General features: G+C 65.3%; 13 protein-coding genes. 8 read left to right on the top strand and 5 right to left on the bottom strand.

All coding sequences use genetic code 11. The features are described 5' to 3' along the window. Window positions 1–2: 2 nt before the first annotated feature. The 3 genes from ACFXNW_RS19930 to ACFXNW_RS19920 all read right to left on the bottom strand — a co-directional run bounded on the left by ACFXNW_RS19930 (window position 3) and on the right by ACFXNW_RS19920 (window position 4,408). Window positions 3–1,796, bottom strand: coding sequence for an NAD(P)-binding domain-containing protein (locus ACFXNW_RS19930; protein WP_379419206.1), 1,794 nt, complete (start codon window positions 1,794–1,796; stop codon window positions 3–5). Then, entirely contained in the window at window positions 1,793–2,686 is an 894-nt protein-coding gene (locus tag ACFXNW_RS19925) for a diiron oxygenase (RefSeq protein WP_379419205.1), read from the bottom strand. Before ACFXNW_RS19925 ends, ACFXNW_RS19930 begins: the two co-directional genes overlap by 4 nt. Window positions 2,687–3,064: 378 nt before the next feature. Continuing rightward, a complete protein-coding gene (locus tag ACFXNW_RS19920; RefSeq protein WP_379419204.1) occupies window positions 3,065–4,408 on the bottom strand; it encodes an ABC1 kinase family protein in 1,344 nt (447 codons plus the stop codon). Window positions 4,409–4,607: 199 nt separating this feature from the next. Here ACFXNW_RS19920 and ACFXNW_RS19915 point away from each other — a divergent pair, with 199 nt between their 5' ends. From ACFXNW_RS19915 to ACFXNW_RS19880, 8 genes are all read left to right on the top strand, one after another. Then, window positions 4,608–5,816, top strand: a complete 1,209-nt coding sequence (locus ACFXNW_RS19915) for a lipid-transfer protein (RefSeq protein WP_379419203.1) — start codon at window positions 4,608–4,610, stop codon at window positions 5,814–5,816. Window positions 5,817–5,841: 25 nt separating this feature from the next. Continuing rightward, entirely contained in the window at window positions 5,842–6,288 is a 447-nt protein-coding gene (locus ACFXNW_RS19910; RefSeq protein ID WP_379419202.1) for an SRPBCC family protein, read from the top strand. Further along, entirely contained in the window at window positions 6,288–7,157 is an 870-nt protein-coding gene (locus ACFXNW_RS19905; RefSeq protein ID WP_379419201.1) for a MaoC/PaaZ C-terminal domain-containing protein, read from the top strand. Before ACFXNW_RS19910 ends, ACFXNW_RS19905 begins: the two co-directional genes overlap by 1 nt. Window positions 7,158–7,172: 15 nt before the next feature. After that, entirely contained in the window at window positions 7,173–8,051 is an 879-nt protein-coding gene (locus tag ACFXNW_RS19900; protein WP_379419200.1) for an SDR family oxidoreductase, read from the top strand. Window positions 8,052–8,077: 26 nt separating this feature from the next. Next, a complete protein-coding gene (locus ACFXNW_RS19895) occupies window positions 8,078–9,349 on the top strand; it encodes an acyl-CoA dehydrogenase family protein (RefSeq protein ID WP_379419458.1) in 1,272 nt (423 codons plus the stop codon). A gap of 353 nt (window positions 9,350–9,702) precedes the next feature. Continuing rightward, a complete protein-coding gene (locus tag ACFXNW_RS19890) occupies window positions 9,703–10,341 on the top strand; it encodes a TetR/AcrR family transcriptional regulator (protein WP_379419199.1) in 639 nt (212 codons plus the stop codon). 616 nt (window positions 10,342–10,957) lie between these two features. Beyond that, on the top strand, window positions 10,958–11,572 hold the full coding sequence (locus ACFXNW_RS19885; RefSeq protein WP_379419198.1) for a transglycosylase SLT domain-containing protein: 615 nt from the start codon (window positions 10,958–10,960) through the stop codon (window positions 11,570–11,572). A gap of 38 nt (window positions 11,573–11,610) precedes the next feature. Then, complete coding sequence (locus tag ACFXNW_RS19880) at window positions 11,611–11,925, top strand: hypothetical protein (RefSeq protein ID WP_379419197.1); 315 nt, start codon at window positions 11,611–11,613, stop codon at window positions 11,923–11,925. Window positions 11,926–11,931: 6 nt separating this feature from the next. Here the strand turns inward: ACFXNW_RS19880 and ACFXNW_RS19875 are convergent, their stop codons facing one another. Together ACFXNW_RS19875 and ACFXNW_RS19870 are read right to left on the bottom strand one after the other, a co-directional pair. Further along, entirely contained in the window at window positions 11,932–12,435 is a 504-nt protein-coding gene (locus ACFXNW_RS19875; protein ID WP_379419196.1) for a MarR family winged helix-turn-helix transcriptional regulator, read from the bottom strand. 56 nt (window positions 12,436–12,491) lie between these two features. Continuing rightward, window positions 12,492–14,558: an acyltransferase family protein gene (locus ACFXNW_RS19870; protein ID WP_379419457.1), complete on the bottom strand. Its 2,067-nt coding sequence runs from the start codon at window positions 14,556–14,558 to the stop codon at window positions 12,492–12,494. Between the last annotated feature and the right edge of the window lie 156 nt (window positions 14,559–14,714).

The raw sequence follows: 14,714 nt of genomic DNA, 5'->3' as shown, positions 1-14,714 counted from the left end.
GTTCAGTCGCCGAGAACGGCGGCTTCTACATCGATCCGGTAGGGAGAGCGCCCCCACCCGACCAGTTGGGCTCCACCCCACGGATCGGTGTCGACGAGGACGCCGTCCACGGCGTCTCGTCCCGGTACCTGGATCCGAATCGCCTGGTTGACCTGGGTGTGCAGGCGGGCGAGCTCCGGGGTCGGTTCGACCCGGCCCTGCCATTTGACGGTGTCGGGGACGGGTTCGTAGCGGGCGAGCAACCGCACCCGCGCGGTGATCTGCGTGCCGTCGTCAGTGCTCAATGTCGCCGAACCGGTGTAGGTTTCGCCGTCTTCACGATCGTCAGCAGTGCTGAAATCGAAGTCGCCCAGCGCGATTCGGCGCATGCGAAGGCGCAGCGACAGGGTGGAGGTGGGCCACAGTGCTCTATTGACCCCGGCGTGGTCCAGGTACCAGCTCCGGCATCCGCCTGCGGTCCATACCGTACCGGCGGAGCGGCGCTGTAGTTCGCGATTGAATTCCGCCTGCACATGGGATTTCACCTCGACGCGGGTGTATTCGCCGTCGAACAGCGCGTGCAGACAGCGCACGATCAACTCCACCTGGGATTCGATCACGAACACGATCGACTGGTTTCCCACCCCCGAGTTGGGGCCCATGATCAGGAAGTAGTTCGGCAGCCCGTGCACGGCCACCCCGTAGTAGCCCTTGGCACCGTCGCGCCAGACCTGCTGGATCGGGGTGCCCGCACGGCCGCGCAACCGCTGCTCGGTCACGTGGTCGAGGACATCGAATCCGGTGGCGTAGACGATGGCGTCCGCCTCGTGCAGGCCACCGTCGTCGGTGCGGATCCCCTCGGGTTCGATCCCGGTGATCGGCGAGGTCACCAGCGAGACATCAGGGCGTTGCAGGGCCGGATAATAGTCGCTCGAGATCAGAATCCGTTTACATCCGATCTCATAGTCGGGCTCGAGCGCGGCCCGCAAATCAGGCTCGGATACCTGTCTGCGCAGATGACGGCGGGCCACCGCGCGCAGAGCGCTCATCAACCGCGGATGCAGGAACGCGCCGATGAGCGCTTCCTGGGCGAGGTAGATGGCCCCGCGCGCCAGCACTCGGCTGCCGGGGACCAGCCGAAACAAGGCGCGTTCGGCCCTGGTGATCGGCAGCGCGGGACGTGGGAGCACCCAATGCGGAGTCCGCTGGAAGACCACAACCCTCCCGGCAGTATCGACGATGGCAGGCACGATCTGTACCGCGCTGGCACCGGTGCCGACCACCGCCACTACCTTGCCCTCGAGGTCGACGCCGTGATCCCAGCGTGCGGAATGGAACTGGGCACCGGCGAACGCATCCGCTCCTGCGAGTGCGGGAATCTTCGGCACGTGCAACGGTCCGGTTCCCGCGATCACGGCGCGAGCCCGCCACTGTCGGCCGGACCCGCTCACGAGCAGCCATTCATCCTGCTCGTCGTCGAAGCTCTGCTCGACGATTTCGGTACCGAACCGGATGTGCGGTGTGAGTCCGTGACGGTCCGCCACCTGCTCGAGGTAGGCGAGGATCTCGTCTTGCGGGGGAAAACGGTGATTCCATGCCGGGTTCGGGGCGAACGACAGCGAATACAGGTGCGCCATCACATCGCACGCCGCGCCGGGGTAGTCGTTGTCGCGCCAGGTGCCGCCCACGCGGTCGGCCTTCTCCACGATGAGGAGGTTGTCGATACCGGCTTCGAGCAACTTGATCGCCGCGCAGATCCCGGAGAATCCCGCACCGATGACGATCACGTCGTAGCGCCGACTGTACGTGCCGCTCACCGCTTGAATCCCGTCACTCGCCACGCCCAGCGCGAGAACGGGTTCATCAGACCATGTTCGGTGAGAAACCTATCGAGGGGCTCGAATGTCTCCCGCCGACGGGCGTTGACCAGTTCGTTACGGTGCGCCTGATACCACGCCTGCCAGGGATTCAGACCCACCCGCCGGTAGACCGCGGGGTTGATGAACATCCCGTACACCACGAACGCACCCCCGCCGTTGGCGGTAGCCGCGAACGCGCGTTCCCACCATGGTGCGCGAAGCACTTTGCGGCGCACACCTTCCCGGGCAAACCGGATGTGGCGCGCTTCTTCGGTGACGTGGATGCGCATGACCTGCTGGATCAACGGCTGCAGGTCGGGGTGGTGGGAAAGCCGCTTCTGGGCGTCGTCGAGGATCTCCTCGCCGACCAGCGCCGCGACCCACAAGAACAAGCCCTTGTAGGCGGTCGGGAACAAATTCACTGCCAGCGAGCCCAGCCGTGACAGGCGGTAGGGCCGCACGCCCAGCGCGGCGACCGTGCGCCCGAACATGATCATGTGGCGGGTCTCGTCGCCTAGTTCGGTCAGCGCGTAGTGCACGTGGCGCGAGGTCGGATCCTGATACATCATCGCCCGCAGCAGCCCCTGGTTGAGAGTGTTTTCGAACCAGATTCCGCGCGAGAGCAGGTTGGCGATCTCGTGACGGGACAGGTCGACCCGCTGCTGGTGGTCCATCTGTGCCCACAGCTTGGTGCCGTAGAGAGAGATCACCTCGGGAGGGAGATAGAACTTGTCCGGGTCCGCGGGCTCGTCGAAGTCGACGTCGATGTCGGAATCGAAGGAACGACGCATCGAACCTTCCAGTAAGCGGTCGGCCACCGGGCCGCGGTTGTCGGCGTGGTTCGTCATCGAATCCTCCCAATATTCGGGCATGCCGCTGGGTCGGCCGCCCGTCCGACGCGGTGGACCGCACTGATCCACTCAACTGCGAGCCCATTTACAGATCGCCATGAATGCAACATTGTCGCCGACGCCGAGTGGACGTTCAGCCCTGCACCCAAGGTAGTCAATTTCGTCAATTCTGTCTATAGTGACTGTTAAAAGCGCCAAAATACAAACCCTCAGCGAGCTACCACTCCCATTTACTTGCTCGCAGAAGCCACCGGACGCGAGTCGGATCGTGCAGGTTACATGCATTTGAGAATGTTTGTTTGCCGCTACCTCGAAGCTCCTGGAGTTCGATGGGTGGTCTCGGCCACTTGCATGGTCAGCGACCCCCGGCGCTACTCAGTCGGCGACTTCGGCGCCTTCGCGCTCCTGCTCGGCTTGGCCGAGCAGCTCCGCCATGAAAGCGACAACCTGTTCATCGGTGATCGGCTTCCACTGCGGAGCGAGAAGTTTCATGTACCGCTCGACGTAGAGCAGCTGCTTACCGACCAGCACCAGATCACGAGGCAGTCGCACCTGGTAGCGCTTGGCGAGTTCGGCCAGTTGCTTGCCGAAGTCGGCATAGGAGATCCGGCCGAGTTCCGAGCCCGACAGTGGGGCGGTGAACGAGCGGATATCGGCGGCGGCCTGCTTGCGACGGCCCGGGCGGCCTACTGCGCCCAGCCGCATCAAGCCCTGAGTGGCGGCATCGAAATCGTTGTGCACCACCAGGTCTCCCACCAGTCTGCGCAGGATCAGTCGCCGGTCATCGTCGAACCTGCCGACAATGCCCCAATCCAGCAGCACCACCCGGCCCTGTGGATCCACCAGCACGTTGCCCGCGTGCAGGTCGCCGTGGAAGACGCCGCGCCGGAACGCGGAATCCAGGAGCGACAACAGAATCGTGCGAATGAGGTCGGCGCCGTCATGTCGGGCGGCTGTCACCGCGTCCACGTCATCGATGCGGATCGCATCGATGTGTTCCATCACGAGCACCTTGCCGGTGGTGTAGTCCCAATGGACACGCGGCACTCGGACCTTGTCCGCGAATTCGGTGTCCGCCATAGCGTTCGACCATTCGGTCATTGCGCCGGCCTCGGTGCGGAAGTCCAGTTCGTCGTTGAGATTGGCGGTGAAGTCGGCCACAATGTCGCGGGCACCGGCGATTCTGCCGTACTCGGTCCATTCCAGCAGGACCGCGAGCCGTGCCAGGATCTGCACATCGGCGGCGAGCCGCTCCGAAATGCCCGGGCGGCGCACCTTCACCACCACCCGCTCACCACCCGGAAGGGTCGCCGCGTGCACCTGGGCGATCGACGCCGAGGCGATCGGTTCGGGATCGAAGGTCGCGAAGATCTGCTGCGGTGGCCTGCCCAGTTCCGCGGCCAGAACGGCTTCGATCGCCCCAGGCGCGGCCGGCGGGACCCGATCGAGCAGGCTGCGGAATTCCTCGGCGACCACCTCGGGAAAAACGCCCGGACTGGAGGCGACCAACTGCCCGAGTTTGACATAGGTCGGCCCGAGGTCCACCACACGGCGGCGCAGCTCGGCTGCCGCGCGCGCCGGATCGGCGCCGATGACGCGGTCCTCATAGAGCAGCCGACCGCCACCGCGGGCGGCGTGCCAGAGAGTGGTTCCCACCCGGGCGATCTCGACGGTGAGTGGTACCCGCCGCAGCGGGCGAGGCGCCTGAGACGCAGCCATGAGTTCTCCGATTCCAGCCGGTGATTACATACATTGGTGCATGTATCTTTGTGTCGGTCACGAGGATGCCACACGCGAGCAAGCTCTGCTAGTACGAGGTTTCACAGGAAGGAGGGATTCACCCTTGCATTACAAACATTGGTGAATGTATGTTTGCGGCCGAAGGAGTGGTTGTACCACTCCGGGAAGGAGGGTCGCGATGGCGAACAAGGTGTTTGTCATAGGCGTAGGCATGACCAAGTTCGAGAAGCCGGGCCGGCGGACGAACGAGGACGGAAGCGCCTGGGACTACCCGGACATGGCACGCGAGTCGGGCACCAAGGCGCTCGCCGACGCAGGCATCGACTATCGCGAGGTCGAACAGGCTTTTGTCGGCTACGTCTACGGCGAGTCGACCTCGGGCCAGCGCGCGGTCTACGAGCTGGGCATGACCGGTATCCCGGTGGTCAATGTCAACAACAACTGCTCGACCGGGTCGACGGCGCTCTATCTCGCGGCGCAGGCGATCCGGGGCGGTCTGGCGGAGTGCACGCTGGCGCTTGGCTTCGAGAAGATGCAGCCGGGCTCGCTCGGCTCGACCTACGACGACCGTGAGCAGCCGATGATGCGCCACATCGACCTGCTGGCAGAGATCTCGGAGGTCAAGCTGCCGCCCGCGTCGTGGATGTTCGGCGCCGCCGGTCGCGAGCACATGCAGACCTACGGCACCACCCTCGAGCACTTCGCCAAGATCGGCTACAAGAATCACCGGCATTCGGTGAACAACCCGTATGCCCAGTTCCAGGACGAGTACTCGCTCGGCGACATCCTGGATGCGCCGATGATCTACGAGCCGCTGACCAAACTGCAGTGCTCGCCGACCTCGGACGGGTCGGGCGCGGCGATCCTGGCCAGTGAGAGCTTCGTCGACCGTCACGGTCTTGCCGGGCAGGCCGTGGAGATCGTCGGCCAAGCCATGACCACCGATTTCGAGTCATCACTCACCGCCAGGACCTGCGCCGCGCTGATCGGCTACGACATGAACGTCGCCGCCGCACGACAGGTATACGCCGCATCCGGTCTGGGCCCACGCGATTTCCAGGTCATCGAACTCCACGACTGCTTTTCGGCCAACGAACTGCTGTTGTACGAGGCGCTGGGCCTGTGCGAGCGGGGCGAGGCCGCGACATTGATCGACGACAACGACACCACCTATGGCGGCACGTGGGTCGTCAACCCGTCAGGGGGCTTGATCTCCAAGGGGCACCCCTTGGGCGCTACAGGCCTGGCGCAATGCGCAGAACTGACCTGGCAGTTACGCGGGCAGGCCGACCACCGTCAAGTCGACGGCGTCGATGCCGCGCTGCAACACAACATCGGCCTGGGCGGGGCCGCCGTGATCACCGCCTACCAGCGCGCCGAGCGCTGAACACCCCCTCGAAGGAGCACATGTCATGGGACACATCGAAGAAACCAAGCACCTGAGCGCGGACCGCAACACTCTGTGGACCACGGTCTCGGATCTGCGCGGCTGGGCCGAGTGGTTCACCATCCACGAGAAGTGGATCGAGGAGCCACCGGCCGAGATCACGGTCGGCACCACACTGGTCGCCAAGATCGTCATGCTCGGCATGGCCAACAAGATCGAGTGGACTGTCAAGGAAATCGACGCGCCCGGCCGTCTGGTCTTGGCCGGCACCGGCATGGCCGGGGTGCAGTGCGAATTCACCTTCACCATCACCGACGCCGCCGATGGTGGTACCGATTTCACCGTCTCCGGTGACTTCGACGGCGCGATGATCAAGGGCGCCCTTGGCAAGGCGGTCGAGAAGGACGGCGCCGTGCAACTCGACGCCACGCTGCAGAAGCTGGACGAACTGGCCGCAGCGAAGGCCGCCTGATGGTGAACACGGAGCTCGTGTTCGCCGACGAGAACCTCGGCACGTGGACCGAGGAAGACCGATTCGAGGTCACGGGTGACCGTATGGGCGAATACGCCGCAGCGACCAACGATCCCATCGACGCCCATCGACGTGGCGACGTCGGGGCACCGGTGTTCGCGATCGTGCCCGTGTTCGAGCGGATGATCGAACCGGCCGTGGACGTTGTCCCGCTGCACATCTTCGGCCGGGGCGTGCACGGAGAACAAGACTTCCATTTCCATCGGCCGATCCGGCCCGGCGAGACCCTGGTGTCACGGGCGAAGATGATCGGTTACGAGGGCTTGGACAACGGCACCCGCGCGGTCGTGCAGGTCGAATGTCGTGGTGCGGACGGTGAACTCGTCAACGAGCAGTACGTGACGATGTTCTTCCGCGGCGAGGATGCCAGCAACGGACGCAAAGCCGGTGAGCTGTCGCCGCCGCATCGGCTTCCCGAGGGAATCCGAGACAGCGAGCCGGTCGCGAAGGTGGCTCAGCACATCGATGACGACCAAACCTTCCGCTACGCACCGGCATCCGGTGACCCCGTTCCGATCCACTTGGACGAGCAGTCGGCCAAGGACGCCGGGCTGCCGGGCATCATCGCGCACGGCCTGTGCACCATGGCCTTCGCCTCGTGGGCGGTGCTCACCGAAGTGGGCGACTCCGAGGTGGCGCGGCTACGGCGTCTGGCAGTGCGCTTCTCGAAGATGGTGTTCCCCGGAGACGACCTCGAGACCCGGATCTGGAAGGTCGGTTCCCGCAATGGGATCACCACCTACGCCTTCGAAACCGTGCGCGGTACCGACGTCGTGCTCGGCGACGGCCTCGCCGACATCGCCGACTGAAATAGGAGAAATCACATGGGTGCCTTGGAAGGCAAAGTCGCCGTCATCACCGGTGCCGGGCGCGGCATCGGCCGCGAGCACGCACTGCTGTTCGCCCGCGAGGGAGCAGCGGTGGTCATCAATGACCTGGGCGGCAGCAACGCCGGTGAGGGAAGTGATGCCGGAACCGCGCAGCAGGTGGTCGACGAGATCGTCGCCGCCGGCGGGCGCGCGGTCGCCAACTCCGCGAACGTCGCCGCTTGGGACGGTGCGAACAGCCTTGTCGACCAGGCAATCTCGGCGTTCGGCAAGCTCGACGCCGTCGTCAACAACGCCGGCATTCTGCGCGATGCGTTCATCGCAGGAACGCTGGAAGAGCAGTGGGATGCGGTGATCGCTGTGCACTTGAAGGGCCACTTCAACGTGCTGCGGCACGCCGCCGCGTACTGGAAGGACCGCGCCAAAGCCGGTGACCTACCCACCGCGGCGGTCGTGAACACCGCCTCCGCCTCGGGCGTGACGGTCCCGAACGCAGGACAGGCCAATTACGGTGCCGCAAAGGCCGGGATCGCGGCGCTTACTCTCGTCGCCGCCGAGGAATTGGAGCGCTACGGCGTACGGGTCAACGCCATCGCCCCGATCGCACGGACCCGACTGACCCTGGCAACCCCAGGCATGGGCGCGATCATGGCAGCCGAGCAGGCCGCCGTCACCGATGGCGGTTACGACGCCTTCAGTCCCGCCAATATCTCGCCGCTAGTGGCCTACCTGGCCTCCGATAAATGTGCGGTGACGGGCAAAGTCTTCGCAGTCCAGGGCGGCGCGATCTCGGAATTGGCGGGTTGGCACGACGTCAAGACCATCGAAACCGACGGTCCCTGGCGTATCGACGACATCGCGGCACGACTGCCCTGAATACCGGAATAGCAAGGAGAACAATGATGTTCGAGTGGTCCGACACCGACTTGATCATCCGCGACAGCGTGCGCGAATTCATCGACCGGGACATCCGGCCGCACCTGGACGCCCTCGAAAGTGGTGAACTGGCGCCGTACCCGATTCTGCGGAAACTGTTCAGTGAGTTCGGGGTGGACGCGATGGCCGGCGAGGCCGTCGACCACCTGTTGAGTACCCAGCGCTCCAAAGCCGAGCGGATCGCTGCCGGGGAACCGAAACCGGAGAAAGCCAAGAGCTCCGGCGACGGTGGGCTCGGCGCCGCCGCGGCCCAGGCCTCGATGGGCGCGATCCTGGTCAGCGAACTGTCCGGAGTGAGCCTGGGGCTGGTCGCCGCGGTCGGCGTCAGCCTTGGCCTGGGTGCCGCGACGATCGCCACCCGCGGCACACTCGCGCAGAAAGAACGCTGGCTCAAAGATATCGTCACCCTCGACAAGGTGTGCGCATGGGCGATCACCGAACCCGACTCCGGTTCCGACGCGTTCGGCGGCATGAAAACCTATGTGCGGCGCGATGGTGAGGACTACATCCTCAACGGGCAGAAGACCTTCATCACCAACGGCCCCTACGCCGATCTCGTTGTCGTCTACGCCAAACTCGACGAGGGTGATCCAGCGGTCGGCAAACGCGACCGCAAGGTCCTCACCTTCGTGCTCGACAAAGGCATGGAGGGCTTCACCCAGGGCAAACCGTTCCGGAAAATGGGGATGCACTCCTCCCCCACCGGTGAGTTGTTCTTCGACAATGTCCGGCTCGGCCGCGATCGGCTGCTCGGCGAAACCGAAGAGCACAAAGGCGGCGACGGCCGTGAAAGCGCCCGCTCGAGCTTCGTGGCCGAACGGGTCGGCGTGGCCGTGCTGGCGTTGGGCATCATCAACGAGTGTCACCGGCTGTGCGTGGACTACGCGAAATCCCGGACACTGTGGGGCCAGGAGATCGGTCGCTTCCAGCTGGTCCAGCTCAAGCTGGCGCGAATGGAAGTCGCACGGATCAATGTGCAGAACATGGTCTTCAACGTCCTCGAACGAGCCAAGGCCGGTAAGCTGCCGACCCTGGCCGAGGCCTCGGCGATCAAGCTGTATTCCTCCGAGACCGCCACCGACGTCGCCATGGACGCAGTCCAGCTGTTCGGCGGCAACGGCTACATGAGTGAGTACCGGGTCGAGCAGCTGGCTCGAGACGCGAAGTCTCTCATGATCTACGCCGGGAGTAACGAAATCCAGGTGACACACGTCGCCAAGGGGCTGCTCGCTCCGTAAGCCGGTCGACAGCCGGTGCCCGGACCGGAAGTGTCCGGCCCTCCTGCGCACCGACCGCAGTCCTGTCGGGGCCGTGCCTGGCGACCAGGCACGGCCCCGACAGGTCACGCATCGGGAAAGGTTGCGCCGCAGAAGCTTGCCCGGGGGCATGCAACGGGTATCGGTCAGATACTTACAAACATGAATTGATGTTTACAAGATTCCTCGAGACTCCATATAGGCTTCGAGCAGAGCAGGAAATCGAGACAAACCGCCTCATCAGGGCGATGATGGGCCGCACATAGCCTCCGCGGGCTACACTAAGTTGTAACCCACCGAATGTATGTTCCGATCGCATCGGCATCAGGAGAACGATGGCCCTCCCCACCACCCGCCCGCGTCGTACCCAGGCGGAGCGGCGGGCCGCGACCCGCGCGGCCCTGCTCGACGCGACCATCGAATCCTTGGTCAAGTACGGATACGCGAATCTGACGACCGGCGCGATCGTCAAGCAGGCCGGAGTCAGTCGAGGCGCGCACGCCCACTACTTCTCCTCCAAGCCCGATCTGATGGTCCAGGCACTGGATCATCTCGCGGAGAAGATCTCCACCGACGTCGAACGGTCCCTCACCCCAACTCGGTCGAAGTCCATGGTCGACTACGAATCGCTGATCGACAGGCTGTGGGACTATCACCGCGGACCGCTGTTCGCCGCAGCCATCGAACTCTGGGTCGCCGCGCGCACCGAACCCGAGCTGCGATCGCACCTGCGGCGGTTCGATCGAGAGTTGATGGCACACTTGGGGTTACTGGCAGCGAAGTACGTGCCGGCACTGATGGCGATCCCGGATTTCCAATCGAAGTTCGTCACCGCCATGGCGGCGATGCGGGGCGTGGCGATGCTCAGCTTCAGCGCGTCCGCGGAAACTGTCGAGCGAACGTGGGCAGCGGTACGCTTCGAAATAGTCGGCCTGGGCAAACCCCACCTGGAAGACACGGCCACCCCTGACTGATCGAGATACGGCCGGCCGAGAGCGCGAACCTGGACGCAATCCGGATACACCGGGAGCCAGACGCTCAGCGAGATGGAACACGACGCTCGACTGACGATGCCGGGGCTTTCTACTTATCCCGACACAGTGTCCTCGGTCACGCGCGAATACACGGGCAAGGTCACGGGAATGTCACTTTCGAGGCCGAAAACAGACTTCGAGTTGAAAACTTCTGTGAGCTGAGGCACAAGAGGTTTATTGAGGAACCTCCTGCATAGATAGCGGATCGATGCAGTTCACTCGAGGCCTTCAAGGTCAACATCGCCTCCGATTGGCCGGTTGTTCATCTTCCGTTAATCTTCCGTGACCATTCTGCAATCAGGTCGAAGCAAGGGCCGACGCTCCACCCGAGTGGAGTTCCGCGCGACGCGGCGGGCCGGGAAACGAGTTCCCGGGAACCGCATGAGATCCACGCGTCGGTGATCGGGAACCGCTGAGTGTTCCCGTCACACAACACAACCCCACAACAGCACACAGCCCTGTTCCGGCGTGCGCGCAGAGAGCCGCCGCCGTGGATCCGTGCTGCCCCGATGCGGCCGGATCGAAACCTATACCGATCAAGGGAACCGATTTCGCCATGCCTGACCGACGCCTTTCCAACATCCGCCGCCGCTCGCTGCGTGAGGGCTTCGCCTTCGCGGTAGCCGCGGCCGGAATCGTCGCCGTCGCCGCATCCTCCGCAGTGTCGGTCGCCGATGACAGCGTTCCGGAGCGCATCGCGATGGTCTCCGAGCAGCAGCCCGCGCAGGCCCAGCCGGTCGCCGACAAGCCTGCCGACCAGCCGGTCGCCGAAGCCGTGCCCGCACCGGCCCCGGCCCCCGCGCCCGCACCGGAGCCGATTCCGGCCCCGATGCCCGCGCCGCCGGTCTACCCGGACAACCTCGACGGCTGGATCCGCCAGGCGCTCGACATCATGGCTGCCAAGGGCATCCCCGGCTCCTACGACGGCATCATGCGCAACGTCATGCGTGAGTCCACCGGCAACCCGCAGGCGATCAACCTGTGGGACTCCAACGCCGCCGCGGGCATCCCGTCCAAGGGCCTGCTCCAGGTGATCGACCCCACCTTCGCCGCCTACCACGTCGAAGGCACCCCGTTCGACGTCTGGAACCCGGTGTCCAACATCGTGGCCGCCTGCAACTACGCGGCGCACCGCTACGGCTCGATGGACAACGTCAACAGCGCGTACTGACGCGAACCCGCGTCATCGGCCCCGACGTACACTGCGCCATGGCCGACTACGCCCACTCCGACGCTGCGGCCAGGAGCCGCGCCGAGAAGGCGCGGCGCCTGGCCGGTTTCATATGGGAGCGCGGTATCACCGGCGCCGAACTGCTGGCGATGTCGTCCGCGACGCGACGCAAACTCGCCCGAGCAGCGCAGACCAATCCGCCGAGCACCGGCGAGACGTGGCAGTCGGTGGCGGCATTGCTCGATGAGAAGGACGCCTGGGCCGAGCGTCATCCCGATCATCCCGCCGCCGGGCGTGCGCATCGCGACGAGAAGCTGCTGTGGGTCAAGCCACCGATCACGCCCTGGTCCTGACCCCGATCACACCGCTTCCGCATCGCCGGCAGGATCTGCGAACTCCGTACCCGGCCCGGGCCGATGGCGCTGCGAACGTCCGGCGACACGCACCGACAACGTTCGTAGCGCCCGCGCCTCTTCGTCGGTGATGTCATCGATGAACATCTCCCGCACCAGCGCGACATGATGCGGTGCCGCACGCTCGAGCAGCGCACGCCCCTGCGGCGTCAGCCGCACCAGAACGCCGCGGGCGTCATCGGCCACCGGACGCCGCTCGACGAGGCCACGCGAGGCCATTCGAGCCAGATGCTTGGACAGCCTGCTCTTCTCCCAGCACACCTGCGCCGCCAGCTCCTTGGCGCGCAGACAACCGTCAGGGGCAGCCGACAGCGAGACCAGCAGCTCGTAATCGGGCATCGACAGACCGTCGGCCGCCAATCCGGCCGTGATCGCCGCATCCATGCGCTGTCGCAACAGGATGTAGGCTTGCCACGTGGTTTGTTCCTCGTCGTTCAGCCATCCGACCACCACACGATGCTAGTCACCATTGGTTGACGTAGACACCAATCGCGAGACCGGGCGGCTCACCACCAGCCGGTCGTCGCGCCGATCTGACGTTCCAGCTCCGGGGTGATGGTGCGGACGTAGCTTGCGGTCAGGTGATGCTCGTCGTGATAGACGAGCACATTGCCCACCACAACCCGGCAGACCTCAGGGCCGCATACCGCATCGCTGAGATCGAGCAGATGCACATTCGCGAAGTCCGCGGCGGGCTCGATAGCCGGGTTGACCGGCGACAGTGCCTCGCTGCGGGCGATGCCGCAGTTCTCGGCGTCGCCACCGGCGGCAAGGCAATCGACCGCGCGGTATCTGGTGCCCTTGTCGTTGCGCAGCCATGGCGTGTCCCGAATGGCCATGACCTCGAGATCACGCTCGGCCATCGCCGTCCACACCTCGACGAACTCATCGGGCGTTTTGTCGCCGCCGATCGGCCATTGGGGCTCGGTCGCGGTGGTGAACACCCAGTCGGGCCGTTCGGTACCGAGCCGATCGACCACCGCGCGCGACCAATCGCGGCAGTCCGGAATATCGAGTCCGCGATACTTGGCGTCCTCGCGGAGATTGAGCGGGCAGCCCATCTTGAGGAGGGTGACGACCTTGACGCCGTGCGCCCGACCGAGCGCGTCCAGCGCGGGCAGCCAGTGCTCGGCATGCGAGTTGCCGACCACGGCCATGGTCCGCGTGCCTGCGGGGTCCCCGTAGACGCAGGTCGTGATCTCGGTGGTGAACCAGTCGGAAATACAGCCGTCGATGGTGGACGGCGGCAGATCACCCGGCGCCTCGAGCACCGAGGGCCGTACCCGGGCCGGTGGGACCGTCGCACCGGCCAGCAGCGCTTCGGCGCCCGGATACACCACCGGGTCGAGCGCCCCGATGGGACGGGCGGGGTTGTTGATCAGTACGCCCTGCCAGAACCCGGACACACCGAGCACCAGCGCACCGACGACGGTCACCGCGACCGCGGCGCCGCGCCGCAGCCAGACCGGTGAGGTGACCGATCCACCCGACCGCAGCCGCAGCGGCTCCTCGATGAGCCGGTTGGTCAGCACCGCGAGGACCAGCGACGCGCCGATGATCAACAGCCCGCCCCGCAACGTCACCTCGGTGTCGGTCTGGATCAGGTAGTAGATGAGCAGCGGCCAATGCCACAGATACAGCGCATAGGCGACGGCGCCGAGTTCGACTATCGGCCGGGTGGCAAGCAACTTGGACACCGCGGGCTTCCATCCCGACTCGGTGCGCAGGCCGGCGAGGATCAACGCGACGGCCGCACCCACCGGGAACAGCGCCGCGGGGCCAGGGAACTGGCGCGCGCCGTCGAACAGGATTCCGCAGGTCAGCACGGCCAGCAGCCCGGCGGCCGCGAGCAGCGACATGCCCACCTTCACCCACATCCGGTCCGGGACCCGCAGGAACGGCACGACCACCGCGAGCAGGGCACCGACCAGCAGCTCCCAGGCGCGCGCACCGCTGTCGTAGTAGATCCACTCCTGGTATGTGCCCGAACGCAGCGCCGCGTAGACGAAGGAAGCGATGCCGAGCACCACCGCCAGCGCCCCCACCGCGGGCCGCACCGCCCACCGACGTCCGGAGCGACGGCAGATCCAGGCGACTGAGGCAAGCAGCAGCGTGATTGCCACGTAGAACTGCCCCTGCACCGCCATCGACCACAGATGCTGCAGCGGGCTCACCGAGGGATCGGCCGCCAGATAGTCGGCGGCGGCGTTGGCCAGGTACCAGTTCTGGTAATACAGCGCCGAGGCCACGGTCTGGCCCGACATATCCGCCCACTGGGTATAAGGGTGTTCTGCCACGGTCATCACCACGACCAGCGCGAGCACCACGAACAACGCGGGCAGCAGTCGCCGGGCGGTGCGGCGGAAGGTCTGCCACAGGCCGATCCCGCCGTCACCTTCGGCGCGGCGAAGCAACATACCGGTGAAGAAGAACCCGGACAGCACCAGGAACACGTCCACACCGCCGGACACCTTGCCGAACCAGATGTGGAACGCCACCACCAACGCGATCGCTACACCGCGCAGACCATCCAGATCCAATCGGTAGTCGGCCGTTTTCGCGTCCCGTGGCATCGAAGCGGCGGCCGCCGTGGCGGCCGCCGTGCCCTCGCTGATCCGTACCAACTGCCCTCTCCCGTTTCCAGCTCGCGCGCCCGGATACCGAGCGCGCGACGCTCGTTGCAAGATCCCTACCACAACCGGCCGTTTCACCGGAATTCACCGAACACT

The organism is Nocardia sp. NPDC059180 (genome assembly GCF_042754945.1).
Classification (GTDB): domain Bacteria; phylum Actinomycetota; class Actinomycetes; order Mycobacteriales; family Mycobacteriaceae; genus Nocardia.
This window is presented reverse-complemented; position numbering and strand designations above follow the sequence as displayed.